The sequence below is a fragment of the Mesorhizobium sp. 128a genome (genome assembly GCF_053848025.1).
The window spans coordinates 206,844-231,875 of the sequence record NZ_JBSPKY010000011.1 but is presented as its reverse complement, the minus strand read 5'-3'; the positions used below and the strand labels follow the sequence as shown (position 1 = coordinate 231,875).

General features: G+C 62.2%; 29 protein-coding genes. 12 read left to right on the top strand and 17 right to left on the bottom strand.

What is annotated here, in order from left to right; genetic code table 11:
* On the top strand, positions 1 to 441 hold a 441-nt coding region (locus ACWTU9_RS19790; protein WP_455859723.1), incomplete at its 5' end, for a TCP-1/cpn60 chaperonin family protein.
* Between the two features lie 146 nt (positions 442 to 587).
* Here the strand turns inward: ACWTU9_RS19790 and ACWTU9_RS19785 are convergent.
* Positions 588 to 1,046 carry a VOC family protein gene (locus tag ACWTU9_RS19785; RefSeq protein WP_455859722.1) on the bottom strand — a complete coding sequence of 153 codons (459 nt, stop codon included), beginning with the start codon at positions 1,044 to 1,046 and terminating at the stop codon, positions 588 to 590.
* Between the two features lie 122 nt (positions 1,047 to 1,168).
* On the opposite strand from ACWTU9_RS19785, the gene ACWTU9_RS19780 reads away from it, so the two are divergent.
* The gene (locus ACWTU9_RS19780; RefSeq protein ID WP_455859721.1) at positions 1,169 to 2,053 is read left to right on the top strand and encodes a LysR family transcriptional regulator; all 885 of its coding nucleotides are present in this window, start codon (positions 1,169 to 1,171) and stop codon (positions 2,051 to 2,053) included.
* 54 nt (positions 2,054 to 2,107) lie between these two features.
* Here the strand turns inward: ACWTU9_RS19780 and ACWTU9_RS19775 are convergent, their stop codons facing one another.
* The 7 genes from ACWTU9_RS19775 to ACWTU9_RS19745 all read right to left on the bottom strand — a co-directional run bounded on the left by ACWTU9_RS19775 (position 2,108) and on the right by ACWTU9_RS19745 (position 5,835).
* Positions 2,108 to 2,719 carry a LysE family translocator gene (locus tag ACWTU9_RS19775; protein ID WP_454577886.1) on the bottom strand — a complete coding sequence of 204 codons (612 nt, stop codon included), beginning with the start codon at positions 2,717 to 2,719 and terminating at the stop codon, positions 2,108 to 2,110.
* 217 nt (positions 2,720 to 2,936) lie between these two features.
* Entirely contained in the window at positions 2,937 to 3,290 is a 354-nt protein-coding gene (locus ACWTU9_RS19770) for a YkgJ family cysteine cluster protein (protein WP_455859735.1), read from the bottom strand.
* Between the two features lie 46 nt (positions 3,291 to 3,336).
* Positions 3,337 to 3,498, bottom strand: coding sequence for a hypothetical protein (locus tag ACWTU9_RS19765; RefSeq protein WP_455859720.1), 162 nt, complete (start codon positions 3,496 to 3,498; stop codon positions 3,337 to 3,339).
* Between the two features lies 1 nt (position 3,499).
* The gene (locus tag ACWTU9_RS19760; protein ID WP_455859719.1) at positions 3,500 to 3,907 is read right to left on the bottom strand and encodes a hypothetical protein; all 408 of its coding nucleotides are present in this window, start codon (positions 3,905 to 3,907) and stop codon (positions 3,500 to 3,502) included.
* Positions 3,907 to 4,131: a hypothetical protein gene (locus tag ACWTU9_RS19755; RefSeq protein ID WP_455859718.1), complete on the bottom strand. Its 225-nt coding sequence runs from the start codon at positions 4,129 to 4,131 to the stop codon at positions 3,907 to 3,909. The genes ACWTU9_RS19760 and ACWTU9_RS19755 overlap by 1 nt, the downstream gene beginning before the upstream one ends.
* A 292-nt stretch (positions 4,132 to 4,423) precedes the next feature.
* Positions 4,424 to 4,633 (bottom strand): cold-shock protein, encoded by a 210-nt coding sequence (locus ACWTU9_RS19750; protein WP_023671502.1) that lies wholly within the window; start codon positions 4,631 to 4,633, stop codon positions 4,424 to 4,426.
* A 548-nt stretch (positions 4,634 to 5,181) separates the two neighbouring features.
* Entirely contained in the window at positions 5,182 to 5,835 is a 654-nt protein-coding gene (locus ACWTU9_RS19745; protein ID WP_455859717.1) for a glutathione S-transferase family protein, read from the bottom strand.
* A gap of 165 nt (positions 5,836 to 6,000) precedes the next feature.
* On the opposite strand from ACWTU9_RS19745, the gene ACWTU9_RS19740 reads away from it, so the two are divergent.
* Positions 6,001 to 6,180 (top strand): CsbD family protein, encoded by a 180-nt coding sequence (locus ACWTU9_RS19740; protein ID WP_455859716.1) that lies wholly within the window; start codon positions 6,001 to 6,003, stop codon positions 6,178 to 6,180.
* 54 nt (positions 6,181 to 6,234) lie between these two features.
* Here ACWTU9_RS19740 and ACWTU9_RS19735 read toward each other — a convergent pair whose 3' ends face one another.
* Positions 6,235 to 7,353: a metallophosphoesterase gene (locus tag ACWTU9_RS19735; RefSeq protein WP_455859734.1), complete on the bottom strand. Its 1,119-nt coding sequence runs from the start codon at positions 7,351 to 7,353 to the stop codon at positions 6,235 to 6,237.
* Positions 7,354 to 7,477: 124 nt separating this feature from the next.
* On the opposite strand from ACWTU9_RS19735, the gene ACWTU9_RS19730 reads away from it, so the two are divergent.
* Positions 7,478 to 8,071, top strand: a complete 594-nt coding sequence (locus ACWTU9_RS19730; RefSeq protein WP_455859715.1) for a hypothetical protein — start codon at positions 7,478 to 7,480, stop codon at positions 8,069 to 8,071.
* 18 nt (positions 8,072 to 8,089) lie between these two features.
* On the opposite strand, the gene ACWTU9_RS19725 is transcribed toward ACWTU9_RS19730, so the two are convergent.
* On the bottom strand, positions 8,090 to 8,776 hold the full coding sequence (locus ACWTU9_RS19725; protein WP_455859714.1) for a TetR/AcrR family transcriptional regulator: 687 nt from the start codon (positions 8,774 to 8,776) through the stop codon (positions 8,090 to 8,092).
* An 83-nt stretch (positions 8,777 to 8,859) separates the two neighbouring features.
* Here ACWTU9_RS19725 and ACWTU9_RS19720 point away from each other — a divergent pair, with 83 nt between their 5' ends.
* The 6 genes from ACWTU9_RS19720 (at position 8,860) to ACWTU9_RS19695 (ending at position 14,407) form a co-directional block, all read left to right on the top strand.
* Entirely contained in the window at positions 8,860 to 9,633 is a 774-nt protein-coding gene (locus ACWTU9_RS19720) for an NIPSNAP family protein (protein WP_455859713.1), read from the top strand.
* Between the two features lie 150 nt (positions 9,634 to 9,783).
* Positions 9,784 to 10,560 carry an SDR family NAD(P)-dependent oxidoreductase gene (locus ACWTU9_RS19715; RefSeq protein WP_455859712.1) on the top strand — a complete coding sequence of 259 codons (777 nt, stop codon included), beginning with the start codon at positions 9,784 to 9,786 and terminating at the stop codon, positions 10,558 to 10,560.
* 363 nt (positions 10,561 to 10,923) lie between these two features.
* Positions 10,924 to 11,634: a glycosyltransferase family 10 domain-containing protein gene (locus ACWTU9_RS19710; RefSeq protein ID WP_455859711.1), complete on the top strand. Its 711-nt coding sequence runs from the start codon at positions 10,924 to 10,926 to the stop codon at positions 11,632 to 11,634.
* A gap of 133 nt (positions 11,635 to 11,767) precedes the next feature.
* Complete coding sequence (fumC, locus tag ACWTU9_RS19705) at positions 11,768 to 13,165, top strand: class II fumarate hydratase (RefSeq protein ID WP_455859710.1); 1,398 nt, start codon at positions 11,768 to 11,770, stop codon at positions 13,163 to 13,165.
* 237 nt (positions 13,166 to 13,402) lie between these two features.
* Positions 13,403 to 13,825 (top strand): DoxX family protein, encoded by a 423-nt coding sequence (locus tag ACWTU9_RS19700; RefSeq protein WP_454588812.1) that lies wholly within the window; start codon positions 13,403 to 13,405, stop codon positions 13,823 to 13,825.
* Positions 13,826 to 13,993: 168 nt separating this feature from the next.
* Positions 13,994 to 14,407 carry a DoxX family protein gene (locus ACWTU9_RS19695; RefSeq protein WP_455859709.1) on the top strand — a complete coding sequence of 138 codons (414 nt, stop codon included), beginning with the start codon at positions 13,994 to 13,996 and terminating at the stop codon, positions 14,405 to 14,407.
* A gap of 3 nt (positions 14,408 to 14,410) precedes the next feature.
* On the opposite strand, the gene ppx is transcribed toward ACWTU9_RS19695, so the two are convergent.
* Together ppx and ACWTU9_RS19685 are read right to left on the bottom strand one after the other, a co-directional pair.
* Positions 14,411 to 15,943: an exopolyphosphatase gene (ppx, locus tag ACWTU9_RS19690; protein WP_455859708.1), complete on the bottom strand. Its 1,533-nt coding sequence runs from the start codon at positions 15,941 to 15,943 to the stop codon at positions 14,411 to 14,413.
* Positions 15,943 to 18,144, bottom strand: a complete 2,202-nt coding sequence (locus ACWTU9_RS19685; RefSeq protein WP_455859707.1) for an RNA degradosome polyphosphate kinase — start codon at positions 18,142 to 18,144, stop codon at positions 15,943 to 15,945. Before ACWTU9_RS19685 ends, ppx begins: the two co-directional genes overlap by 1 nt.
* Positions 18,145 to 18,381: 237 nt before the next feature.
* Between ACWTU9_RS19685 and ACWTU9_RS19680 the strand changes: the two genes are divergently transcribed.
* Entirely contained in the window at positions 18,382 to 18,627 is a 246-nt protein-coding gene (locus ACWTU9_RS19680) for a zinc-finger domain-containing protein (RefSeq protein ID WP_455859706.1), read from the top strand.
* A 19-nt stretch (positions 18,628 to 18,646) separates the two neighbouring features.
* Positions 18,647 to 19,882: an FAD-dependent monooxygenase gene (locus ACWTU9_RS19675; RefSeq protein ID WP_455859705.1), complete on the top strand. Its 1,236-nt coding sequence runs from the start codon at positions 18,647 to 18,649 to the stop codon at positions 19,880 to 19,882.
* Positions 19,883 to 19,910: 28 nt separating this feature from the next.
* Here the strand turns inward: ACWTU9_RS19675 and ACWTU9_RS19670 are convergent, their stop codons facing one another.
* The 5 genes from ACWTU9_RS19670 to ACWTU9_RS19650 all read right to left on the bottom strand — a co-directional run bounded on the left by ACWTU9_RS19670 (position 19,911) and on the right by ACWTU9_RS19650 (position 24,942).
* The gene (locus tag ACWTU9_RS19670) at positions 19,911 to 20,576 is read right to left on the bottom strand and encodes a TIGR02117 family protein (RefSeq protein WP_455859704.1); all 666 of its coding nucleotides are present in this window, start codon (positions 20,574 to 20,576) and stop codon (positions 19,911 to 19,913) included.
* A 100-nt stretch (positions 20,577 to 20,676) separates the two neighbouring features.
* Complete coding sequence (locus ACWTU9_RS19665) at positions 20,677 to 21,480, bottom strand: amino acid ABC transporter ATP-binding protein (protein WP_454577905.1); 804 nt, start codon at positions 21,478 to 21,480, stop codon at positions 20,677 to 20,679.
* A 21-nt stretch (positions 21,481 to 21,501) separates the two neighbouring features.
* On the bottom strand, positions 21,502 to 22,659 hold the full coding sequence (locus ACWTU9_RS19660) for an amino acid ABC transporter permease (protein ID WP_352590239.1): 1,158 nt from the start codon (positions 22,657 to 22,659) through the stop codon (positions 21,502 to 21,504).
* A gap of 4 nt (positions 22,660 to 22,663) precedes the next feature.
* Positions 22,664 to 23,851: an amino acid ABC transporter permease gene (locus ACWTU9_RS19655; protein WP_455859703.1), complete on the bottom strand. Its 1,188-nt coding sequence runs from the start codon at positions 23,849 to 23,851 to the stop codon at positions 22,664 to 22,666.
* 62 nt (positions 23,852 to 23,913) lie between these two features.
* Positions 23,914 to 24,942: an amino acid ABC transporter substrate-binding protein gene (locus tag ACWTU9_RS19650; protein ID WP_352590233.1), complete on the bottom strand. Its 1,029-nt coding sequence runs from the start codon at positions 24,940 to 24,942 to the stop codon at positions 23,914 to 23,916.
* Between the last annotated feature and the right edge of the window lie 90 nt (positions 24,943 to 25,032).

The window sequence follows — 25,032 nt, the reverse complement described above, 5'->3', positions numbered from 1 at the left end:
GCCGTGGAAGAAGGCATCGTTGCAGGCGGCGGCGTCGCCCTGCTGCGCGCTTCGGCCAACATCAAGGCCAACGGCGTCAATGCCGACCAGGCTGCCGGCATCAATATCGTTCGTCGTGCGCTGCAGGCTCCGGCCCGCCAGATCGCTTCGAACGCGGGTGCTGAAGCTTCGATCGTTGCCGGCAAGATCCTTGACAACAAGGGCGCGACCTTCGGCTACAACGCCCAGACCGGCGAGTATGGCGACATGATCGCCATGGGCATCGTCGATCCGGTCAAGGTCGTTCGCACGGCTCTCCAGGACGCGGCCTCGGTCGCCGGCCTGCTCGTCACCACCGAAGCCATGATCGCGGAGGCTCCGAAGAAGGAGTCGGCTGGCGGCGGCATGCCTGGCGGCATGGGCGGCGGCGGCATGGGCGGCATGGGCGGCATGGATTTCTAAGAAATCCATAAAGCGCGCCCATGAGCTAAAGTTGCTCAAGCCCGCAAGCGGGCTTGAGTGGCGGCATGGATTTCTAATCCAGCCTATCTGGCTTATGCATACGGAAAGGGCGGCAGCGATGCCGCCCTTTTTCGTTGCGGTGTGCTTCAGACGATCTCAGCGAGTTCAATCAGATTGCCGAAGGGATCGGCGAAGAAGGCCAGCTTGCGGCTGATGTAATCGAGCTTGAACGGCTCGGTGACGATGGTGACGCCGCGCTCGCGCAGTTCGGCAACGGTGCCTTCAATGTCGGCGACATTCATGCAGAAATGGTGGTATCCGGAATAGCGCAGGCTATCGCCGAGATCCTTGTAGGCCGGCGCATCGATCGGCAGCGGATCGCCGCCGCCCAGCAGTTCGATCATGAAATGATCGTCATTGGCCGGCGCAAGATAGGCGAGTTTCTCGTCGGCGAACGGCCATTCGTGAACCACACGGAAGTCGAGCTTGTCGACATACCAGCTCTTGGCAATCTCATAGTCGGTGACCCGCAGCGCCACGTGATGGCCGCGCATATTGGCAAAAACCGAAGCTGTGTTTTTGGCGGGGATCGGGAAGTCAGCCATTTGTCTCTCCTTTGGACCTTGGGCCGCTCAGTGGTTCCTGCGGCGACCCGGAGAAGATGGCGCAATTCGATTGCTTCTATTAGAGTGGTAATCCTTTTGACACTCCTGAGTGACAATCATCAATGCGCACAACCGACCTCTCCGAACTAGCCGCCTTCGATGCGGTGGCACGGCACAGCAGTTTTCGCCGTGCGGCCGAAGAGCGTGGCGTGACCGCGTCGGCGATCAGCCATGCCGTGAGCAATCTTGAGGAGCGCGTTGGTATCCGTCTGCTCAACCGCACGACGCGCAGCGTGTCGCTGACCGATGCGGGGGCGATGTTGCAGGCCCGGCTAGCGCCGGCGTTTGGGGATATCGGCGCGGCGCTCGACGCACTGAACCAATTCCGCGACACGCCCTTTGGCAAGGTCCGCATCAACGTCCCGAATTCCATCGCGCCTTTCGTGCTGGGGCACATTATCGGCCCGCTCATCACGGATAACCCCAATCTCGAAGTCGAAATCGTGGCCACCGACAGGCTGGTCGATATCGTCGAGGAGGGTTTCGACGCCGGCATCCGGCTTGGTGAAAGCCTGGGGGACGGCATGATCGCCGTAAAGATCAAGCCGCGAATGCGCTTCGCCGTAATCGGCTCGCCAAACTATTTCCGCAACCGCGACATCCCAATCACGCCGCGCGATCTCGGTGACCATGTCTGCGTGCAGAACATGTATCCAAACGGCATGCGCTACGCCTGGGAATTCGAGCTGGAGGGCGAGGCCATCGCCTTCTACCCGAGTGGCCCGATTTCGCTCGACGACCATGACTTGATGGTACATGCGGCGCTATCGGGTGTCGCGCTGGCCTATGTCTGGGAGAACCGCGCCCAGCGTGACATAGTCGACGGCAGGCTGGTGCGCTGCCTTGACGAATGGTGTCCTCCCGAAGATTGGTTCCATCTCTACTATCCCAGCCGCCGGAACATGTCGGCCGGACTGCGCGCGGTTGTCGATGCGATGAAAGCTTGAGACAGAAAACCGTCAAAGGCGCCAAGGAGCTTTAGGCCGAGGGGGCTGGCAGTTCTACCTGTCAGCCAGCGCCAGCTTGGCGCCGAGCATGACGAAGGCGCCGGCGAACGTGCGGCGCATCCAGGTCAGCACCATCGGCCGCGACACGACGTGGCTGCGGATCGAGGCGGCGAAGATGCCGTAACCGACGAAGACGACGAAGGTCAGCAGCATGAAGACGCTCGAGAGTTCGAGCATCTTGGCGAATGCGTTCGGTTCGGTGGTGCTGACGAATTGCGGCAGGAAGGCAAAGAAGAAGATCGACAGTTTCGGGTTGAGGATGTTGATCAGGATGCCGGAGGTGATGACCTTGGCTGCCGAGCGGGGTGCTACGCTTTCATCGACGCTCAAGCCGCCCTTCTCCTTCAGCGTATTCCAGGCCATGTAGAGGAGATAGGCGACGCCAAGATACTTCAGGGTCTCGAAGGCGACAGCACTTGTGTGCAGCAGCGCCGCCAGACCGGTGATGGCGGCGGCCATATGCGGGATGATGCCGAGCGTGCAGCCGAAAGCGGCAATGATCGAGGCGCGCACCCCGCGCGAAAGCCCGGCGCTCAGCGTGTAGAGAACGCCGGTGCCGGGCGAAGCCACGACGATCAGCGACGTCAACAGGAATTCGATGCTCATGGATCCTCCAACGCCCTGCCCGCTGGCGGAAGCTATCGGGTGATGTGAGGTGAGGCAAGCGGCGGTGAGGGTAATCTCCCCCCTCGTGGGGGAGATGTCGCCGAAGGCGACAGAGGGGGTCGTCTCGCACGAAGTGCCAGCGTCCCCTGCGCGATGAGAAGACGTCAGCGCTCTAAGCGAGACGACCCCCTCTGGCCGCTTCGCGGCCATCTCCCCCTCAAGGGGGGAGATCGGTTAGCGCCATCCCGTGCGCCTTGCGCGCCATCAGGCAATCGTCGCCGCCGGGCATGCAGGCGCGGCAGACGTCGGGGCGGATCTCGTAAATGCCGCAAGCCGTGTGCTTGCCGACCTCGCCGGTCAGCGCCGTACAGCGCACGCCCTCGCAACGCATGCCGGACAGGTTGGCCGCTACGAACTTTTCCGGAATCCGATCGAGCTGCGCATCGTCCTCGGTCGAAAAGCGCGGCCATTCGGCCGAATAGGAGCAGCAGGCGCCACAGCTCTGGCAGTCGAAAATTGCGACTGCTCCGGCTTCTTTATCGCCGGACAAAACGTCCGGAGCGTCAGCCAGGCCGGCGGGCGCGATCGAGGGATAACCGGCATCTCGTGGCAAGGCGCTATTTCTTCTTGCCCGCCTTGCGCGATGGTGTGGCGGCCGGCGCCTCGAACAGATCGGTCGCGGACGGTTCAGCGGCCTTCGGCGCGGCAGCGGGCTTGGCCGGCTTTGCAGCGGCTGCCGGTGCTGCCGGCTGGTCTTTGGCGGAAAACTTTATGGCCATGTCAATCCTCGTCGGAAAAACGCGATGATGGTGCGCGCGGATTGCGCAAGCGGCCGATCAGCGCCGAGACCGCCGTGATGTTCATTTCCTCGGGCGACCAGTTCCTCGCCTCGGCGATGTGATGCGGCGCCAGCTCGCGATGCGTGCTGCCGCTATAGGCGGCATCCTGGTAGGTCATCCGCTCCTGGGTCTTCTTGTCCTCACGGACATATTCGATCAGGTAGTTTGGGGCCTCGGCGCGGCCGCGCACGCCGACGCGCACCTGGGCATCGCCATGCGCGCGCTTGCAGCGCTCAAGCTTTTCCAGCACGCGGCGGACATATTCGACCGGCTTGTCCAGGCCTTCGACCATGGACGCAATGGTCGAATCGGCATCGATCGGTGTAGGCGGTACGCGCTTGGTAGCCATCAGCGTTTGCCTGACCGCTTCGGCAACGCCGCAAGGGCGGCCGCCGCTGCCATCTCGTCGGCTTCCTTTTCCTTGCGCAGTTCGCGCAAGCGCGCGGTCTTGGCTTCGCGCGCCTCGCTGACGGCATCACGCTCGGACAGGATGCGGTTGAGCGACATCGACTGGGTTTGCGTCTTGCTGAACAGCGACACGGCCTGGTCGGCGGTCTTCGATTGAGTGGTCAAAACTTTCTCCTGTCGGGAGCCTGGTGCCGATAGAGCGAGACCGGTCTTCGGACATAACCAAAGCAATACGGCATCGGGCAATACGGGCGGTTCAGATTGCTGGAGCGTCCCTTAGCACGTTCCGGCCGGCGTGCAGCGCACTTTTCGCGGCACGATGCGCAAAATGAAAAAGGCCAGGCACCGCCTGACCTTCCATGGAAAGCGCCGCGCATCCAGTTGGGCGCGCAAGGCACTCCTCTCAGCCTTTCGTCAGTGCCAGTACATCCGTGGTCACCGGAAGGCCGATTTCGTATCAGGCCGCCTTCAACTGATCGGCGGACATCTTGCCCGACTTGTTGTCGCGGGTCATCTCGTAGCCGAGCTTCTGGCCCTCGACGATGTCACGCATGCCGGCGCGCTCTACGGCCGAGATGTGGACGAAAACGTCGGCGGAGCCGTCGTCAGGCTGAATAAAACCAAAACCTTTGGTGGCGTTGAACCATTTCACTGTGCCGGTGGCCATGAAGAACCCTTTCCCTGGCAAATATTCGTTCGCCATTGTGCGACTGCACAACAGAGTTTGTCTCGATTTTTGATGGGGAAGTTCGTCAAAGGCGCGCATGCGTGCGCGGATAACAAAAGTCGGTCAAACAAATATCGACGTATTCCTTGTAGACGTCTTTTGATGCCGAGTCAATTTCTGGTTTTCCCGCAGATCGAATTCAACCTGGGGATGCCGGGCGCATGAGGCCTCAACTGGCCAGCTGCCGCCGCGGAAGGCGAGCGTAAAAAAAAATGCATCGGGCTTGGAACCAATTCCAAGCCGGCGCATTTTTATGGTGTCAGCAATTTCGAGAGAAATCTCAAGAATGCTGGCAAAAGGACGCCTCCCGCACATTAAACGGTGCGAGAGGCGTTCTTGTATGTGCCGGGCTTTTTCGCCTGCGTTCGACCGCCTGTCTTAGAACTCTCCCGGATCATCGCGATCGCCGGCGGCCGGACAGAGTTTGCTTGCACCGGCACCGGGCGGCGGGTGATGCGGAATTGCTCTCGGGATATCGTCAAGTCGACCTACTCGTCCGGGCGGGGTTCCGGCCATGTCTCCTTCGCCGCTTCGGCATACCAGTGCCGCATTGCCGGCGTAGCCAGCACGGCATCGACATAGGCGCGTGTATCCGGCGCCAGTTCGCCGCCATAGGTGTCGAATCGGGTGACGACCGGCGCGTACATGGCATCGGCCGCGGTGAAGTGGCCGAACAGGAACGGACCGCCCTTGCCATATTGTTCGCGGCACTGGCGCCAGATCGTTTCGATCCGCGCCCGCTGGAGTTCGCCTTCAGCGTCGAGCGGCTTATGTCCCTTTGGCCGGCGCAAATTCATCGGCCAGCCATAGCGCACCTCACGAAAGCCGGAATGCATCTCGGTCGCCACCGAGCGGGCCAAGGCCCGGGCGCCGATATCCTGCGGCCAGAGCTTTTTCTCCGGAAACAGGTCGGCCAGATATTCAAGAATGGCAAGGGTTTCCCAGACGATCCTGCCATTGTGATTCAGGATCGGCACGAGGCCGGTTGGCGACACTTTCGCCAGATTGGCAAAGGTCTCGGGCGTGCGCAGGCGCACAAAACCTTCCTCGAACGGGATCTCCAGATGCTTCATCGCTACCCATGGCCTCAGCGACCACGACGAAAAACACTTGTTGGCGATGATGAGCGTGAATTCGGCCAAGACGGTCTCCCCAAAATTTTCGTCACACTAGCCACACGATGAGACGGCGGCAAAGCGTTTCGGCGACCATATAAGCGACCAATGCGACGATGACCGGCTGCACAGGGAACCTAAGCCACGCCTGGCCGTTTGCCTCCTGCAAATGAAATTCCAGGAGATGCAAAGATGGTGAACAAGGATCAGGTCGCTGGCGTGGCCAAACAGGTCAAAGGCTCGGTCAAGCAGGCTGCCGGCAGGGCGACCGGCAACAGGCAAACCGAGGCCGAAGGCACGGCCGACAAGATCGTCGGCAAGGTGCAGAAGGCTTATGGCGACGTGAAGGACAAGGTCAACAAGGCGCTCTGATCCGCGCCCTTGCAGGCAACAAGAAGGCGGCTGAGGCCGCCTTTTTCTTGCGAGTCAGAAGGTCAGCTTCTTGCTGAAGGCATTGGTGAACTTGACCTCGCCATGGTCACCGGTGGCCTCGCCCAGCACCACGTCCATGGCCTCGCTGGTTACCCTCGCCAGCGCGAAGCCACCCATATAGGCCGCCTTCGGCTTGAACAGGTCGAGACCGTCGCTGTTGTAGATCATCGGCACTTCATGCTGGTGGCCATGGAAGATGGCAATGACATTGTAGCCCCTCAGCGCCGCCAGCAATGCCTGCCGGTCGGCCTCGCTCCACCAATGCGGCGCGCCTGAGCCGTCATCGTCAAACGTGCGCTTGGCGGGATCCCAGCGTTCGACCGAAAATGTGTCCCAGCCATAGTGCTGGAACAGGATGACCGGACGGCCGTCGGCGGCGTAGGTCGCCAGATCCTGCTTCAGCCACGGCAGGCTGCTCACCGCGCCATGGCCGGTGTCGCCGGCAAAGCGATGCGTCTGGATGAGATGCAGGCCACCCCAGTCCCAGGAATAACAGTCGGTGTCGACATCGTATTCGGTGGCCGGCACCGGCGGCTTGAAGAACACGCCCGGGCGGTGGTTGACCTCGACATAGTCGCGCAGCTCACGCCGGTACCAGTCGACATGCGGTGGCGAGCCGTTCTGGTCCAGATCGTGATTGCCGAGCCCGACATAGACCGGCATGTGCACGCGGTCGGGGCCGACGCCCTGTTGATAGCGCTGGCTGAACTGCAAGAGCTGCGTACCCTCGCTTGGCTCGGTGATCTGGCCGCCGCCATCGTCGGTGATGTCGCCGCCGACGACTAGGCCGAAGGGTGCACCGATGCGCCTGCCGGCCGAACGCAAGCCAATGGCAACGCCGTCGATCTCGGCCGGCCATTGCCGGTCGGCCAAGCCATTGAGAGCCGCGACATTGCGCAACAGCGCGGCGTCGGTCTTGCCTTCCTGCTGGCAATTGGGACTGAGGCCGCTCGCCATGCGACAGGCATGGACATCGGCGATGAACAGGAAGGTGGCGTCGATCGGCTGGATGCGCTTTCCGGTCTGGCCGATAGCGGCGCGCGGCAACAGGCCAGCCATGGCTAGGCCGGCTGCCTGTGCGAGGAAATTGCGCCGGGTCGAGATGCGATTCATGGTCTGAGTTTCAGCACAGCCGGCGCCCTGCCGTCCAGTTGCCACGCGTAGCAGGTCGACATAGCATTGTAGCTCTGGCATTTTTTCCGCTCCGGTGCTCAGTGCGCGGGCAGAGGAGGATGTCATGAAAGTTGCTTCGATAGGCATGGTGCTGGCTGGCTTGCTGCCGGCGGGTGTGGTGCATGCCGCCGATTGCATCGACGCAAAATCGGCCAAGGCCGGCTTCGTGCTGGAAATGCCCGGCATCCGCAGCGAGTTTCGGCCGGCGGCCGGCGGCATGATCTCCGTCGCCAACACCTACCAATCGCAATCGCCGCAGACACAGTTCCTCTTCGCCGGCCTGGTCGAAGTGTTTCGCGACAGCGATACCGGACGGGTGGCGACGATCCCGTTTTCCGATCTGCGAAAACTGTTTCCGCTGAAGACGGGAGCAAAGAGCACGATTGAATTCGTCGAGCTGTCGCCGAACAAGCAGCCGAAGAGCACCAAGACGCTGAGCCTGGTCGTCAAGGGCAAGGAGACCTTCAGCGTCGGCGGCTGCAAATACAACGTACTGGCCGTCAAGGAGACGTTCAAGAACGGAGCCGGCGAGACGCTGGACACATTCACCGCGCTCTATGCACCCGATCTGCAAGCGACTCTCGCCCGGCGCTACGACGAAGGCACCAGCACGGAATCGGTGAACGGCTACGAGACGATCAAACCGCTTTCCAACTAGGACAGCGCTGGACTGGCCTCAAGGTTTTCCCGGCCGCCGGAGAATCCTGCGACGTCGCTTCGGTGCGCCGGGGAATGGCGGCGTTGGGCTGGCCTCAAGCTCGGCCAGGCAATCGCGCAACACGCTCGCATCCTGCGACGTCTTGGCCATCGACATCGCGCCGGAATAGGCAGCGATGGCGAGTGCCGCAAAGCGCTCGGGATCAGTGCCCCGCTCTCTTCCCGCCTGCTGGTCGGCGCGCACCTTGTCGGCGATCGCCTGACGCCACGCTGCAAAGATACCGGCCAAAGCGAGGCGGAAATCCGGATCGGCGAGCGACAATTCATGTGCAAGATTGTTGAGCGGGCAGCCGTGCACGAAACCTTGCTGCTCCAGCTCAGCCGCCACCGCTTCGAACACCGCGCGCACGCCTTCGCGCGCCGAACCCGCCGCCCGTACGGGCGTGATCCAGGTCTCGTCGAGGGCGGCAGCCACCCGCTCCTCGATCACCGCCAAGGCGAGCGCCTTCTTGGTCGGAAAGTGGTGATGCAGCGCGCCGCCGGTGACACCGGCGGTAGCCATCAGTTCGCCAAGGGCGGAGGCGTGATAGCCGCGCGCCTGGAACGACGCTTCGGCGACATCGAGCACCTTGCTGCGCAGGCCTTCGGGATCGTTGGTGCGTTTTCGCGGTGGCCCTTTTGGGACCTGAGCAATCTCTGCTGACATTTGCGAACGATAGCAGATTGACAAAACAGGACAACCGGTCTGTTTTATAAACCGGATGATCATCCTGTTTTGGAGACGACACCATGACCGTGCCCCTTAATGTGCCTGCAACAGCCAGTCTGCGCGCCTCACCGGTCGTCGAGTTGCGGCAATACACGCTGAAACCCGGCCGGCGCGAGACGCTGATCGACATCTTCGACAGTCGGTTCATCGAAGGCCAGGAAGATTCCGGGATGACCATCATCGGCCAGTTTCGCGACCTCGACCGGCCCGAGATGTTCGTCTGGCTGCGCGGTTTTGACGACATGGCCGCGCGGAAGGAGGCGCTCACCGCGTTCTATGACGGGCCGGTGTGGGCGTCGCACCGCGATGCCGCCAATGCGACGATGATCGATTCCGACGATGTGCTGCTCTTGAAGCCGGCATGGCCAGGCGCCGGGTTCGACCTGTCGGGCTCCCAGCGAGGCGCTCGGCTCGATAATGGAAAGCCAAGCGCGGACAATCGCTTGAGCGGCATCGTTGTCATCCAGATTCATCATCTGCGGCCTGGCGCCGAGGCCGAATTCGCCGGCAGCTTCGAAACGGATGTCGTTCCGATCCTTACCACCGCCGGCGGAAGATTGCTCGGCGCCTTCATCACCGAACACACCGAAAACAGCTTTCCCCGCCTGCCCGTGCGCCTGGGCGAAAATGTCTTCATCGTCGTCAGAGGTTTCGACAGTATCGAAGCGCATGCCCGCCAGGAAGCAGCGCTTGCGGCTTCGCCACGGTGGCAAGCGTTTCGCCAAGCGGTCGATATGACCAGGCGGACCGAAACCTTGCGCCTCTCGCCGACGTCGCAATCGCTGCTCCGGTAATGGATCGGCACGCAGCCAGCCGAAGTTCATACTGTGTGATAGGCTGATGGCTTGACTGCGGCGGCCGGCATGCGGTGCTGTGCCGGAGCGGGCGGCGTGACCAGCGGGATCGTTCGATGAGACTTGGCCTTCCATGAGACTTGGCCTTCGATGAGACTTTCTGGCAAGCGGGCGCTGGTCACCGGCGGTTCGGACGGGATTGGTTTGGCGATCTCGGAGGCGTTTGCGCGTGAAGGCGCCGATGTACTGATCGTCGGTCGCGATACCGGCAGGCTGGAGACGGCGCGAAACGCGCTTGCCGCGACGGCCATCGGTGGCGCCACGATCGAAACGCTGTCGGCCAACCTCGCCACCAGCGCTGGTATTGATGCCGTCGTCGCGCATGTGCAGCAATCCGAACGGCCGCTCGACATCCTCGTCAACAATGCCGGCGTCGCCTATCTCGTGTCGTTCGAGACCGTCACCGAAGACCAGTTCCAGCAATCCTTCGCGCTCAATGTAACGGCGGCGTTCTTCCTCACGCAGCGGCTGCTGCCGCATTTCGGGGCGAGCACGTCGGTCATCAACATCTCGTCCTACTTCGCCAACAAGATGATCCCGAACCGGCCGTCTAGCCTGTATTCCCTGTCCAAGGGCGCGCTGAATTCGCTGACCAAATCGTTGGCCTTCGAGCTCGGACCGCACGGCATCAGGGTCAATGCGATCGCGCCCGGCACGGTCGACACCGCCATGCGGCGCAAGTCGATCGAAAACCTGTCGGCTGCGGCGCAGGCGGAGCTCAAGACCTATGTCCAGCGCAGCTACCCGCTCGGCCGTATCGGCCAGACCAATGACCTTGCCGGCATCGCGGTCTACCTCGCCAGCGACGAGGCGGCCTGGACCAGCGGTGGCATTTTTGCCGTAGACGGCGGCTATACGGCCGGCTGATGTTCGGCTCTCCTCAACCCGCGACGCTTGACCAAAGCCCCAATCCGACGTCTGTCTGAAGATCGAGCAATGTTTGCGACATTCGTGGTGCCATGCCGCCAAACGATCCACTGGTTCTGTTCTACTCTACCGTGTTCGGCAAGCCTGTCGACACAGCATCGATAAGGTGTGAGCTGCCCGGCCGCTGGACAACGGACAAAAGCCGGATTTCCGAGGCAGCGGCAGTCGTCATCTTCCGGACTTTCGCGAAATCGGCGATGCCTACAAATATCCCGGCCAGTATTGGGTGGCCTGGTCGATGGAATGCGGCCAGAACTACAGGCGCACCGCCGATCCGGAGTTCACGCGGCACTTCGACATCACATGACGCATGAAACGCGATCCGATGTCTGGACGCCCTATCTGCCGCCCGCCAGTTGGTGGAAGGACACGCTGGCCAGACCGATCATGCCGAAGACGAAGGCAGCGTCGGTCGCGCTCTTCCAGTCGGCCGGCACGAATTCCAGCAGACGGGTCGATCTGGCGACCGAACTGACGCGCTACATCCAGATCGATTCCTATGGCCGCTACCTCAACAATCGGTCGGTCGCGGGCCCCGATCTCGGCCCGAAAACCAAGATAGAGACCATCGCGCGGCACAGATTCTGCTTCGCCATGGAGAACGCGATCGAGACCGACTATGTCACGGAAAAAATCTATGACGCCTTCATGGCCGGCACGGTGCCGATCTACCTCGGTGCGCCGAATGTAGATGAGTTCGTGCCGACGCACTCTTATGTCGACGCCAGTGCCTTCGCCAGCGCCGGTGATCTTGCAGCCTATCTCCACCACCTGATCGAGACGCCGCAGGATTACGAGGCCTACTTTGCCTGGCGCGCAAAGCCATTGCCCGACCACCTCGTCAAACGCATGCAGATGCTGGAAACGCCCGTCTTGTGCAGGCTGATGAGCCTGTTGCACCAGCGGCTGGAACAACGGAAAAGCCGGCCATCCGGGCGGCGAACGCTTCCCTTCGGCCGCATGTCTTACTTCAGGACAAAGTTGCGCCGCTGGCAGAAAAAGGTTCCGCGTTGACGAGGCAAAACCCTCAACCGGTGTTTGCCTGCGGCCATCTAACCGATTTGCATCCTTAACCACCGCATTCTCTGCTTGAAGGCCATTGTGCAACGCGATACGCCGTTGCCGAATTCGATCGTCGGAGAGACCCGTGACCGCTGCCAAGACCAGAACCGAAACCGACACGTTCGGCCCCATCGAGGTTGCCGCCGACCGTTATTGGGGCGCGCAGGCGCAGCGTTCCCTCGGCAATTTCAAGATCGGCTGGGAAAAGCAGCCGGCCTCGATCGTGCGCGCGCTGGGCATCGTCAAGCGGGCGGCTGCGGAAGCCAATATGGAGCTGAAGCGGCTCGATCCCTCGGTCGGCAAAGCCATCATCGAGGCCGCGCAAGAGGTCATCGACGGCAAACTCAACGACCATTTCCCGCTGGTCGTCTGGCAGACGGGCTCGGGCACGCAGTCCAACATGAACGCCAATGAGGTGATCTCCAACCGGGCGATCGAACTTCTGGGCGGCGTCATGGGCTCGAAGAAGCCGGTGCATCCCAACGACCACGTCAATATGAGCCAGTCGTCGAACGATACCTATCCGACCGCCATGCATATCGCCTGCGCCGAGCGGATCGTGCACGATTTGATCCCGGCGCTGCATCACTTGCACAAGGCGCTCGACGCCAAGGCCCGCGCCTTCAACCATATCATCAAGATCGGCCGCACCCACACGCAGGACGCGACTCCCCTCACGCTGGGTCAGGAATTTTCGGGCTACGCCGCGCAGGTGGCATCCTCGATCAAGCGCATCGAGATGACCCTGCCCGGCTTGCAGGAGTTGGCGCAGGGCGGCACCGCAGTCGGCACCGGTCTCAATGCGCCGGTCGGCTTTGCCGAAAAGGTGGCCGACCGCATCGCCGCCATCACCGGCATCGCCTTCGTGACCGCGCCGAACAAGTTCGAAGCACTTGCAGCCCACGATTCCATGGTGTTCTCGCATGGCGCGATCAACGCGGCCGCCGCAGCACTCTTCAAGATCGCCAACGACATCCGCTTCCTCGGATCCGGCCCGCGCTCGGGCCTCGGCGAACTGTCGCTGCCGGAAAACGAGCCGGGCTCCTCGATCATGCCGGGCAAGGTCAACCCGACCCAGTGCGAGGCGATGACGCAGGTCTGCGTGCAGGTCTTCGGCAACAACGCCTCGCTGACCTTCGCCGGCAGCCAGGGCCATTTCGAGCTCAACGTCTACAACCCGCTGATGGCCTACAATTTCCTGCAGTCGGTGCAATTGCTCGCTGACGCCTCGATCTCCTTCACCGACAATTGCGTCGTCGGCATCGAGGCGCGCGAGGACAACATCAAGGCGGCACTCAACCGCTCTCTTATGCTGGTGACGGCGCTGGCGCCGACCATCGGCTACGACAATGCCGCCAGGATCGCGAAGACCGCGCACAAGAAAGGCACCACCTTGCGCGAGGAAGCGCTGGCGACCGGGCTGGTCAGCGAGGCCGATTACGACCGGCTGGTGCGGCCGGAGGACATGACCCATCCAGGATAGGCGATTCCGGGGGAAGTGCGTAGCGCTTCCCCTTGTGGAACTGCGTCGCCAGAAGCCAGGGATTTGGTGGCGGGAGAATTTGCTCCCGCTTCGCCATTGCCCGACATGAATTTCGCGTCCGCAGCCCGATCACCAAAATGTGCGAACTGTGAACAATGTGTCGCCCGATAGACGGCTTTGGTGAACAGTCGGCTTACTCTACATGATGGGTCATTCAACCCTATCTGGAGTACCGCCATGACCATCAGCTCTTCCACCGCAGGCGCCGGCACCGCGTCCAACAGCTCCACCACCATCCTGCTCGGCCGCGTCCTGCTCGCCGCCATCTTCCTGCTTTCCGGCTTCGGCAAGCTCACCGCGATTGCCGGCACCGCTGGCTACTTCGGCAGCCTCGGCCTGCCGCTGCCGACCGTGACGGCCATTGTCGTCGGCCTCATCGAACTCGTCGGTGGTCTCGCCATCCTCGTCGGCTTCCAGACGCGGATCGTCGCCTGGGTGCTGGCCATCTTCACCGTAGCCACCGGTCTGGTTGCCCATATGAACTGGGCCGATCAGATGCAGATGATCAACTTCCTCAAGAACCTCGCCATTACTGGCGGTTTCCTCGTGCTGGCCTCCTCGGGCGCCGGCGCCTATTCGATCGACGCCAAGCGCGGCTGAGCCGTCTCGAAATAGCTGGAACAAGAAGGCGGCGCGGAATTTTCCGCGCCGCTTTTTCGTTATCTGTCTAGCCACGCATCCCGAATTACCTGCATTTCTGCTAGGATCGGGACGTACGGAGGAGGGACAGAGCCACCCGGCCCTGCCCTTCGGCATCGGAGGTACGGCATGCCCCGCGACGTATTGCTTCTGCTTTCCAGGCTGCTGCTCGCCGCCCTGTTCGTTCCTTCCGGCTACCACGCGCTTGCCGACATTGCCGGCACGACCGGCTACTTCTCCGGCCTCGGCCTGCCACTGCCGGCGCTGGCCGCCTGGGGCACGGGCTTGTTCGAACTGATCGCCGGCCTCTTGATCCTGGTCGGCTTTCAGACACCGCTGGTCGCGCTGCTGCTTGCCGCTTTCTGCATCGTCGCGGGTTCAATCGGCCATTACGGCCAGGGCGGCGACGATCCAATGCTCGCCTTTATGCACCAGCAGATGCTGATGAAGGATATAGCCATCGCCGGCGGCTTCCTGGCGCTGGCCATGGCTGGTGCCGGCGCCTGGTCGATCGACGGACGAATGGCTGCTGGCCGCGCCTGAAGCTTACTTCACCGACACGCTCGGTCCGCCCTCGACTGCCAGCACCAGCCGGCGGTTGGTGATCCGTGCCAGTTGCGCCAGGCGACCGGCCGGTCGCTCGCCATAAAGATCAGAGAGTGATGCCGGCAGCACCAAGGCTAGCGCGCCATTGGGGCGGCTTTCCCATTTCAGCCGCGGCATGACGCCAGGCATTGCCGCGGTCAGCAGGTAGACGACGCGCAGCATCGCCGCCAAGGTGCGAGCCCGCTCCAGATAGCGCGGCGTCGCCAGCCCGCGGATTTCCGGCGCTGCCTCGTTGAACACACCCTCGTGGCGGAACAGGCCGACCAGCGCCAGGAAGGCGCGACCGGGATGGTCTACGCCGATGAAGGAGGCGTGGGCGATGATGTTGAGCGACTGCTTGCCGCGATATTCCGGGTGCGCGCGCCAGCCGATATCGGCCAGCAGGCACGCGGCATGGCGATAACGCGCCTCGTCCTCGGTCTCGTCGATGCCGAAAGCGGCAAAGGCCCTGCCCGTCCATTCGACAAGCTCATGGGCATGGGTGACCGAGCGCGAGCGCAGCTGGGCCAACTCCTCCGAAGCCGAGATCAGCGGATCGGCCTTCTGCTCGGCCGCACCCAGCAGCGAATAGAGAAAGCCCTCGCGCACGCCGAGCGCCGAGACGATGATCTTCGACGGCTGCATTGCCGCCATGATTTCCTGGAGCACGATGGCGCCATAGGGCAGCAACGAGCGGCGGTTCTTGGAAACGCCTTCGATACCCCTGACCTTCTCGATCTCGGCTTTCGCGACCTGTTTGAGGAAGTTCGCCGCACTGTCGGCGCTGATTTCGTAGTGGTGCATGACACCGAGCGGATAGTTGCTCATTTCCATGTGCAGCCGGGCGAGATTTCGCCAGGTGCCGCCGACCGCATAGAAGGCCCTGCCCTGCCCGCCCTTCAAGAGCTTCGCCCGCGCCAGTTCCTCGCGCGTGATCTTTGCCGCCTGGGCAAGCGAGTTCTTCGCCATGTCCTGCAGGCGCAGGCCGCCGAGCGGCAGCGTGATGCCGTCGCCGATCGCCTCACCGCTGACGTCGATCAGTTCCAGGCTGCCGCCGCCAAGGTCGCCGGCAATGCCGTTGGCCGGGTGGAAGCCGGAAATGACACCGAGCGCCGAATAGTGGGCTTCCTGGCGGCCGCTCAGCACCCGGATCTCGGTCTTGAGCACGTCTTCGGCGCGGTGAATGAAGTCGGGGCCGTTGACCGCCTCGCGAGCGGCGGCGGTGGCCAGCACATATATATGCTCGGCGTCGACTTGATCCGAAAGGGCGCGGAATCGCCGAAACTCCTCCATCGAGCGCGTTACCGCCTCGGGATCGAGCTTGCCGGTCGAAACGATGCCGCGGCCGAGGCCGGCCAGCATCTTTTCGTTGAACAGCGTGGTCGGCGAACGCGCCAGGCCTTCATAGATGACAAGGCGGATCGAGTTCGAGCCGATGTCGATGACGGACAGCGGTCGGCGATCCTGAAGCCGGCCCTGGGAAGTTGCAATCATCAGCCGGACGCTGCAGCGTTTTTCTTGCGGCGCTTGAACTGCGCGATGCGCTTGGGCGCATGCGACTTCAGCGCATCGCCACGTCCGGACAGGCTAGGATTGGTCATGAAATATTCCTGCGCGTTGAACGGTTCCTCACCCTCCTCCAGCACCACGCGCCGGGAGGTTCCGTCAGCCAATACGTCGAAACTTTGCTGGTTGTCCATGATGTTGCCCAGCATGATCTGGCCAAGTATCTGTTCATGCACAGTTGGATTGGTGATCGGCACCATGGTCTCGACACGGCGGTCGAGATTGCGCGGCATCAGGTCGGCCGAGGAGATGTAGACGATCGCCTCGTCTGAGGGCAGGCCATGGCCGTTGCCGAAGCAGTAGATGCGGCTGTGTTCGAGGAAACGGCCGACGATCGACTTGACCCTGATGTTTTCCGACAGGCCCGGCACCTGCGGCCGCAGGCAGCAGATGCCGCGCACGACGAGGTCGACCTCGACGCCGGCGCGGCTGGCGTCATAGAGCGCGTCGATGATGTTGGGATCGACGAGCGCATTCATCTTCATCCAGATGCGCGCCGGCCGGCCAGCCAGGGCATAGGCGATCTCATCGGCAATGTGCTTCAGGATGCGGCTGCGCAGCGTAAACGGCGAGATCGCAATCCGCATCTCGTCGGTCGGCTCGGCATAACCGGTGATGAAGTTGAACAGCTGGGCGACGTCGCGGGCAATCGTCGGATCGGTGGTGAAGAAGGACAGGTCGGTGTAGATGCGCGCGGTGACCGGATGATAGTTGCCGGTGCCCAGATGCACATAGTTGCGCAGCTTGCCGTCTTCCCGCCGCACTACCAGCGACATTTTCGCGTGCGTCTTCAGTTCGAGGAAGCCGAACACGACCTGAACGCCGGCGCGCTCGAGATCGCGCGCCCAGCGGATGTTGGCTTCCTCGTCGAAGCGCGCCTTGAGCTCAACCAGGGCGGTCACCGACTTGCCGGCCTCTGCGGCATCGACCAGCGCGCGCACGATCGGGCTGTCGTTGGAGGTGCGATAGAGTGTCTGCTTGATCGCCACCACTTCCGGGTCGGCCATCGCCTGGCGCAGGAACTGCACCACCACGTCGAAGGATTCGTAGGGGTGGTGGACGACGATGTCCTTCTCGCGGATGGCGGCAAAACAATCGCCGCCATGCTCGCGGATGCGCTCGGGAAAGCGCGGATTGTAGGGCCTGAACTTGAGGTCGTCGCGCGGCACGGCGACGACCTCGGAAATCTGGCTAAGCGCCAGCGGGCCGGTCAAAACGCTGATGCGGCTCGAAGAGACGCCAAGCTCGCCGGCAACGAAATCGCGCAACTCGCCGGGCATCAACTTGTCGAATTCGATGCGGATGACCGAACCGCGGCGGCGGCGCTTCAGCGCCGTCTCGAACAGGCGCACGAGGTCCTCGGACTCCTCCTCGACCTCGATATCGCTGTCCCGGATGATGCGGAAGGTGCCGGAGCCCTTGACCTCATAGCCGGGGAACAGCTTGCCGATATAGAGGCCGACCGCTTCCTCGAGCGGGATGAAGCGGACATGCTGCTTGCGGTCGGGCAGGCGGATGAAGCGCTTCAGCGCCACCGGCAGGCGCAGAAGCGCGCTCATCTCCTCGCCATTCTTGCGATGGCGCAATTGCAGCGCCATCGAGAAGCCGAGATTGGGAATGAACGGGAAGGGATGCGCCGGGTCGATCGACAGCGGGGTCAGCACCGGGAATACCTGGTCCTGGAAATGGTCCTCCAGCCAGACCTTCTCATCCTTGGTCAGTGCATCGCGGGTGATGCTCTCAATACCTTCCTTGTTGAGCAGCAGCATCAGCGCCGACAGGCTGTTCTGCTGGTCCTCCTGCAGCCGCTCGACCTCGCGCAAAAGCTGTTCGAGTTGCTGCTCGGGCGTGCGCCCGTCGGGGCTCTTGAGCGCGATGCCTTCGCGCACCTGGCCGGCAAGACCAGCGACGCGGACCATGAAGAATTCATCGAGATTGGCGGCCGAGATAGACAGGAAACGGACACGTTCGAGCAGCGGGTGGTGCTCGTTCTGCGATTCCTCGAGAACGCGCCGGTTGAACTGCAGCCAGGAGAATTCGCGGTTGACGAAACGGTCGGGATTGCCGCCCTCGGGGCTCGCCACCTCGACATTGATGAATTCGCTCTGCACCGGCTTCAGTTCATTCATGGTTTCCTGCCCGCAACCGTTCCTTTTGGAGCACCGCATATGCCGAGATGGCCACGGACGCTCTAACATCAATTTGTGACGCGTGATCCGTCGCGGAATCGCTCGGCTTCCGGGGTCATGCGCTTAACCGGCTCAACTTATCCTCTGCCAGCCTTTTGCGACAGTTTCATTTCATCGATCTTGCAAACAGAGCTGTTATGATCCAGATGCAGACGAGACTGCGTTAAGGAGACGATGATGGCAGGCGGTTCCATTCCCCATTTCCAGAACGATGCCGGCCATCCGGCGATCGACATCGGTGTCAGGGAATTCATGTGCACCGGTGCCAACCCACCTTTCGATCATCCCCACGTGTTTCTCGACATGGGCGACGACAATGAAAAGGTCTGCCCCTATTGCTCGACGCTCTACCGCTATTCGGCGAAGCTGAAGGCGACGGACACCCAGCCGCCCGGCTGCCTCTATATCGACCAGGCCGCCTGATCTTCCGCGGCAAAGCCCGATGGAAGACGTCAGGTCCCGGCAGGTCATAATCGCCGGGGCCGGCGTCGCCGGGTTGACGGCAGCCCTCGCCTTCGCCGAACGCGGGTATCCGATAAAACTGTTGGAACAGGCGTCGCACCTCGAAGCGGCCGGCGCCGGCATCCAGCTTTCGCCCAACGCAACACGCATTCTTCGAAAACTCGGCGTGCTCGACCGGCTGCTGCCGGCGGCCTTGCGGCCGGAAGCGGTGGTGCTAAAGGACGCGGCGACGCTGCGCGAACTGGCGCGGGTGCCACTTGGGCAAGCGGCCGAAGCGCGCTGGCAGGCGCCGTATCTTGTTGCCCACCGCGCCGATCTGCAGGCGGCACTGCTGGCGCAAGTCGCAGAACAGCCTGGGGTTGAGCTCGTCACCGGCGCGCGGGTCACAGGTATCGCCGTCAACGCGCAAGATGTTGCCGTGACCGCCGAGGTGGATGGCCGCGCGATCGAGGCACGCGGCCGGCTGCTGGTCGGCGCCGACGGCGTCTGGTCGTCGGTCCGGGCGCAGCTTACGAGCAAGGAACCGGCTTTCGGCAAAAGCCGCTTCTCGGGCGAACTCGCTTGGCGGGCCACGGTCGCGGCCGAGGGTGCCGCCGGAGAAGCCTTTGCCGCCATCGCCGCCGCCGACTGCGTCACCACGTTCTTGCATCCCGGCTTCCACATGGTCGCCTATCCCGTCAGCGAAGGTCGCGCCTTCAATCTCGCCGCCTTCACCAAGGGCGAGCGTATTGCGGAGAGCTGGTCGGGCCGTGCCGACCCAGCTGTTCTCGACGGCGCCACGCGCGGCACAACGCCGGGCCTGGCGAGGCTTGTGGCGCTGGCCGGCCCCTGGACGGCGTTTCCGATCCACACCGTCGAACGAACGCGGTGGACGAGCCCGCAAGGCATCGCCCTGATCGGCGACGCCGCGCATGCAATGACGCCGTTTGCGGCACAAGGTGCGGCCATGGCGATCGAAGATGCGTTCACGCTCGCCGCTGTCATCGCCGATTTCCCCGCCGATCTAGCGGGAAGTCTTCAGATCTGGGAAAACCTGCGGCGGCCACGGGTCGCCAAAGCCGCACGTCGCGGCGCCGTCAACCGCCTGGCCTGGCATGCCTGGGGGCCGGTGGCTGCCGCCCGCAACCTGTTCCTGTCCATGCGCTCGCCCGAAAAGCTCGCGGCCGATCTCGACTGGCTCTACGGCTGGGAGCCGCAGAAAACCATCCGGCGCTAGACGTCGCCGGGATGCCTATCGTTTTCAGCTAGTTATACAACCGCATCGACAGGCCGAGCGAGGCCGGTAGCGGGTTCCACCAGCCGGTGCGAAGGCCGGCGGTGCGCAGACCCGCAGCCGTCCAGGTGTTGCAGCCGACCAGCGCGTTGAAATGGCCGTTCGCCTCGTAGAAGCGGTCAAAGCTGGAATAGGCTGCGTTCTCGATGACGATCGGACCGTTCGGTCCTTGCTGGAAACTCGCGTCGATGTAATCGAGCAGTGCCGCAAAACGCTTCTCATCAATGTCGAAGCCGGCGACATCAGGGTGCGGTTCGGCGATGGCGCCCGCGATATCGACATGCATGACCGAGGCATCCAAGGTCAGCGCTTTGAGCACCGGCACTGCTTTCAGCTCAGACCAGCTCGGCGTCTCCAGATAGAAGGCGCGGCCACCCCAGCCAAAGACGATGTAGCGCACCTCGGGAGCGTCCGCAGGGATGCTGGCATCGACCAGAAAACGAAAACGCTGGCGCACGGCATCATCGACGGGAATGGCGATGTCGGTGTGGATCGGGTTCTTCAGCACCAGAATGTGGCGCGTGCCCTCACCCGCAGCGGCCGCCGGCCAGAGCGGGCGCGGCACCAAAGTGCCGAGTGTTGCAGCAAGCACGACCGCGACAACCAGCAAGGCCAGGAAACGCAGGGCTTTTCTCATGCGGCGGCGGCTTTGCTGTTTCCCGACGTCATCGTCCGGCCCAGATAGCAAAAAAGCCCGGCCGCATTGCGGCCGGGCTCTTTGGTTTGGATGAAAATGCTCAGTGCAGGATCTGTGACAAGAAGAGCTTCGTGCGCTCATGGCGCGGATGGTCGAAGAACTCGGCCGGCGTGTTCTGTTCGACGATCTGGCCCTGATCCATGAAGATCACCCGGTTGGCGACCTTGCGGGCAAAGCCCATTTCGTGGGTGACGCACAGCATGGTCATGCCTTCCTCGGCAAGGCCCACCATCGTCTCCAGCACTTCCTTGATCATTTCGGGATCAAGCGCCGAGGTCGGCTCGTCGAACAGCATGATGCGCGGGTTCATGCAAAGCGAACGCGCGATCGCCACGCGCTGCTGCTGGCCGCCCGACAGCTGGCCCGGATATTTGTTGGCCTGCTCCGGGATTTTCACGCGCTTGAGGAAGTGCATGGCGATTTCCTCGGCCTGCTTCTTCGGCGTCTTGCGCACCCAGATCGGCGCCAGCGTGCAGTTCTCGAGGATGGTCAGGTGCGGAAACAGGTTGAAGTGCTGGAACACCATGCCGACCTCGCGGCGCACCTCGTCGATCTTTTTGAGATCGTTGGTCAGTTCCTTGCCGTCGACGATGATCTTTCCCTTCTGGTGTTCCTCCAGCCGGTTGATGCAGCGGATCATGGTCGACTTGCCGGAGCCCGAGGGACCGCAGATGACGATGCGCTCGCCGCGCATCACCTTCAGGTTGATGTCCTTCAGCACATGGAACTCGCCATACCATTTGTGCATGCCGATGATGTCGATGGCGACATCGGTGGCCGAGATGTGCATCTTCTTGGCGTCGACCTTGATCTCTTCGGCGCTGACGGCGTTTTCTATGGCCATGGCAGGTTCCCCTTTTTGTTTTTAGCGTTTGTGGCCGGTGTCGAGCCGGCGTTCCGTGTACATCGAATAACGCGACATGCCGAAGCAGAACAGCCAGAAGACGAAGGCAGCGAAGATGAGGCCAGATCTCGCGGTCTGCGGCGTCGCCCAATTGGCGTCCGCGAAGTTCTGCTTGACGACGCCAAGCAGGTCGAACATCGAGATGATGATCACCAGGCTGGTGTCCTTGAACATGCCTATGAAGGTGTTGACGATGCCGGGAATGACCAGCTTCAGCGCTTGCGGCAGTACGATCAGCGTCATCTTCTGCCAGTAGCCTAGGCCAAGTGAATCCGCGCCCTCGTACTGACCCTTGGGGATCGCCTGCAGACCACCGCGTATCACTTCGGCCATGTAGGCAGCGGCAAACAACGACACACCGATCAACGCCCTCAGGTACTTGTCGAAGGAAACGCCCGCAGGCAGGAACAGCGGCAGCATGACGCTGGCGAAGAATAGAACTGTGATCAGCGGGATGCCGCGAACGAACTCGATGAAGATCACGCACAGCGTCTTGACGATCGGCATCTTGGAGCGTCGGCCGAGCGCCAGCACGATCCCCATCGGCAGCGACACGGCAATACCGACAAAGGACAGGCTGAGCGTCACCAGCAACCCACCCCACAGCTGCGTCTCGACATGGGGCAGGCCAAACATACCGCCAACCAGCAGCACGAAGGCGACGATCGGCAGCACCAGGAACAGAAGAATGGCGTTCAATCCCTTGCGCGGCACGCGTGGGATCAGCAGCGGCACCAGCAGCGCCACGAACAGGATGGCGACCAGGATCGGCCGCCAGCGTTCTTCGATCGGATAACGGCCAAGCATCAACTGACCGAACTTGGCGTTGACGAAGGCCCAGCAGGCGCCGGACCAGCCGTCCGGCTGGATGCCGCCTTGCGCTGCCGTGGCGCATACCGTGCGATCCGGCCCCACCCATTGGGCGTTGATGAAGGCCCAGTTGATGATGGGCGGCACGATCATCACCACCAGCGCAATGGCCAGTACAGTCAGGATGACGTCGCCCACCGAACCGACCAGGTTCTTGCGAACCCATGCCAAAGGCCCCCGCACTCCGGCCGGCGCCTGTTGCGCCAGTGCCATTTCGGTGCGTACCCAGGAGGTATCATGTTCCTGCATGGCCTTACCTCTCCACCAGCGCCATCCTGGCGTTGACCACATTCATGACTGTGGAGGTCACCAGGCTGATTATGAGGTAGACGACCATCATGATCAGCACGCCCTCGACCGCCTGGCCGGTCTGGTTCAGCACAGTGCCGGCGATTGCCGTCAGGTCCGGGTAGCCGATGGCGATGGCCAGCGACGAGTTCTTGGTCAGATTGAGATACTGACTGGTCAACGGCGGGATGACGATGCGCATGGCCTGAGGAACGACGACAAGCCGCAGGATCGATCCCGGCCGCAGCCCAAGCGCGCCAGCGGCCTCGGTCTGGCCCTTGCTGACGCCGAGAATGCCTGCGCGCACGATCTCGGCAATGAAGGAAGCCGTGTAGAATGACAGCGCCAGATAGAGCGACAGGAACTCGGGTCCGATCTGGAAGCCGCCGGTCAGGTTGAAGGTCGACTGTTTGGGAAAATCGAAGCTCAGCGGAAAGCCGCTCAGTGCGTAGGCCAGCAATGGCAGGCCGACGATCAGCGCCAGCGAAGTCCACAACACCGGGAATTGCTGGCCGGTCGCCATTTGCCGCTGGCGCGCCGTGCGGGCTACGAACCACGCCATGGCGATGCCGACAAGCAAAGCGACGAAGATCAGCCAGGAACCTTCGCCCCAGATCGCCCGTGGAAAATAGAAACCGCGCTGGTTGAGGAAAGAGCCGAACGGCAAATTGAAACTGTCGCGAGGCGCCGGCAGCACCGCCAGCACGCCTGAATACCAGAAGAAAATCACCAGCAGCGGCGGGATATTGCGGAACACCTCAACATAAACGGTGCAAATCTTGCGAATCAGCCAGTTTCGCGACAAGCGGCCGATACCGATGACAAAGCCGATGACGGTCGCGGTGACGATGCCGGCAACGGCGACGATGATGGTGTTGATCAGCCCGACAATGATGGCATCGCCATAGGTCGAGTCCGAGGTATAAGCGATTGGCCTGACTGGGATGTCGAACCCGGCGCGGTTTTTCAGGAAGCTGAACCCGGAAGCGATATGCAGGCGCTGCAGATTCTCGATAACGTTGTGGACGATCCACCAGACGCCCGCCACCAGCAAGATGACAACCACCGCCTGGAAAAAAATCCCGCGGACTTTTGGATCGTTGATGAAGGAACCTCGGCTCGGCTCCTCGCGAAGAACTTCCTGCGACGCCATTGGACCATCCCTGGAAAGAGAAACCGGAAGGCAGACGATCTGCCTTCCGGATCACATTTCGATCAGCGGATCGGTGGCGCGTATTGAAGGCCGCCCTTGGTCCACAGCGCATTGATGCCGCGCGCGATCTTCAGCGGGCTGCCGGTGCCGACATTGCGCTCGAACATCTCGCCGTAATTGCCCACGGCCTTGACGATGTTGACGACCCAGTCATTGCTCACGCCGAGGTCGGTGCCGATCTTGGTTTCGGCTTCCTGACCGAGCACGCGCTTGATCTCCGGATTATCCGAGGTCTTCAGTTCCTCGACATTGGCCTGCGTGATGCCCAGTTCCTCCGCCTGCAACAGCGCGAAGTAAGTCCACTTGACGATGTGGTACCACTGGTCGTCACCCTGGCGCACTGCCGGACCGAGCGGCTCCTTGGAGATGATCTCGGGCAGCACGACATGATCGGCTGGCGCACTGAGCGTCAGGCGGATGCCGTAGAGACCCGACTGGTCGGTGGTGTAGACGTCGCAGCGGCCGGCGTCATAGGCGGCGTTGACCTCTTCCAGCTTTTCGAAGACGACCGGATTGTACTCCATCTTGTTCGCCTTGAAGTAGTCGGCGAGGTTGAGCTCCGTCGTCGTGCCGCTCTGCACGCAGACCGCCGCGCCCGAAAGCTGCAGCGCGGAATTGACGCCCGGCAGCTTCTTGGCGTTGATCATGAAGCCCTGGCCGTCATAGTAGGTGACGCCGATGAAGTTCAGGCCGAGCGCCGTATCGCGATTGATGGTCCAGGTGGTGTTGCGCGACAGGATATCGATCTCGCCCGACTGCAGCGCAGTGAAGCGCTCCTTGGCGCTAAGCGGGGTGAACTTGACCTTGGTGCCGTCGCCGAAGACGGCAGCCGCGACAGCGCGGCAGAAATCAGCATCGATGCCTTTCCAGTCGCCCTTGTCGTCAGGCGCCGAGAAACCGGCCAGACCAGTCGAGACACCGCACTGGATGAAGCCCTTCGCCTTGACGTCATCGAGCGTGGTCGCCGACGCAGCCGAAGCCATCCATCCAAGCGCAGCGGCGCCGAGAATGCCAATTGCAATGTGTTTCATAACCCACAGACCCTTTTCTGTTTTTCAGGTAAACCCTGATCCTCAGGCAAATCCTGATCTTTTTCCCGCGTGAACCCGGCTCCCATCCGG

Coding starts and splice junctions, on each gene's coding strand:
- ACWTU9_RS19785 (WP_455859722.1), bottom strand. CDS start 1,046: ATGGCTGACTTCCCGATCCCCGCCAAAAACACAGCTTCGGTTTTTGCC.
- ACWTU9_RS19780 (WP_455859721.1), top strand. CDS start 1,169: ATGCGCACAACCGACCTCTCCGAACTAGCCGCCTTCGATGCGGTGGCA.
- ACWTU9_RS19775 (WP_454577886.1), bottom strand. CDS start 2,719: ATGAGCATCGAATTCCTGTTGACGTCGCTGATCGTCGTGGCTTCGCCC.
- ACWTU9_RS19765 (WP_455859720.1), bottom strand. CDS start 3,498: ATGGCCATAAAGTTTTCCGCCAAAGACCAGCCGGCAGCACCGGCAGCC.
- ACWTU9_RS19760 (WP_455859719.1), bottom strand. CDS start 3,907: ATGGCTACCAAGCGCGTACCGCCTACACCGATCGATGCCGATTCGACC.
- ACWTU9_RS19750 (WP_023671502.1), bottom strand. CDS start 4,633: ATGGCCACCGGCACAGTGAAATGGTTCAACGCCACCAAAGGTTTTGGT.
- ACWTU9_RS19740 (WP_455859716.1), top strand. CDS start 6,001: ATGGTGAACAAGGATCAGGTCGCTGGCGTGGCCAAACAGGTCAAAGGC.
- ACWTU9_RS19735 (WP_455859734.1), bottom strand. CDS start 7,353: ATGAATCGCATCTCGACCCGGCGCAATTTCCTCGCACAGGCAGCCGGC.
- ACWTU9_RS19730 (WP_455859715.1), top strand. CDS start 7,478: ATGAAAGTTGCTTCGATAGGCATGGTGCTGGCTGGCTTGCTGCCGGCG.
- ACWTU9_RS19725 (WP_455859714.1), bottom strand. CDS start 8,776: ATGTCAGCAGAGATTGCTCAGGTCCCAAAAGGGCCACCGCGAAAACGC.
- ACWTU9_RS19720 (WP_455859713.1), top strand. CDS start 8,860: ATGACCGTGCCCCTTAATGTGCCTGCAACAGCCAGTCTGCGCGCCTCA.
- ACWTU9_RS19715 (WP_455859712.1), top strand. CDS start 9,784: ATGAGACTTTCTGGCAAGCGGGCGCTGGTCACCGGCGGTTCGGACGGG.
- ACWTU9_RS19710 (WP_455859711.1), top strand. CDS start 10,924: ATGACGCATGAAACGCGATCCGATGTCTGGACGCCCTATCTGCCGCCC.
- ACWTU9_RS19700 (WP_454588812.1), top strand. CDS start 13,403: ATGACCATCAGCTCTTCCACCGCAGGCGCCGGCACCGCGTCCAACAGC.
- ACWTU9_RS19695 (WP_455859709.1), top strand. CDS start 13,994: ATGCCCCGCGACGTATTGCTTCTGCTTTCCAGGCTGCTGCTCGCCGCC.
- ppx (WP_455859708.1), bottom strand. CDS start 15,943: ATGATTGCAACTTCCCAGGGCCGGCTTCAGGATCGCCGACCGCTGTCC.
- ACWTU9_RS19685 (WP_455859707.1), bottom strand. CDS start 18,144: ATGAATGAACTGAAGCCGGTGCAGAGCGAATTCATCAATGTCGAGGTG.
- ACWTU9_RS19680 (WP_455859706.1), top strand. CDS start 18,382: ATGGCAGGCGGTTCCATTCCCCATTTCCAGAACGATGCCGGCCATCCG.
- ACWTU9_RS19675 (WP_455859705.1), top strand. CDS start 18,647: ATGGAAGACGTCAGGTCCCGGCAGGTCATAATCGCCGGGGCCGGCGTC.
- ACWTU9_RS19670 (WP_455859704.1), bottom strand. CDS start 20,576: ATGAGAAAAGCCCTGCGTTTCCTGGCCTTGCTGGTTGTCGCGGTCGTG.
- ACWTU9_RS19665 (WP_454577905.1), bottom strand. CDS start 21,480: ATGGCCATAGAAAACGCCGTCAGCGCCGAAGAGATCAAGGTCGACGCC.
- ACWTU9_RS19660 (WP_352590239.1), bottom strand. CDS start 22,659: ATGCAGGAACATGATACCTCCTGGGTACGCACCGAAATGGCACTGGCG.
- ACWTU9_RS19655 (WP_455859703.1), bottom strand. CDS start 23,851: ATGGCGTCGCAGGAAGTTCTTCGCGAGGAGCCGAGCCGAGGTTCCTTC.
- ACWTU9_RS19650 (WP_352590233.1), bottom strand. CDS start 24,942: ATGAAACACATTGCAATTGGCATTCTCGGCGCCGCTGCGCTTGGATGG.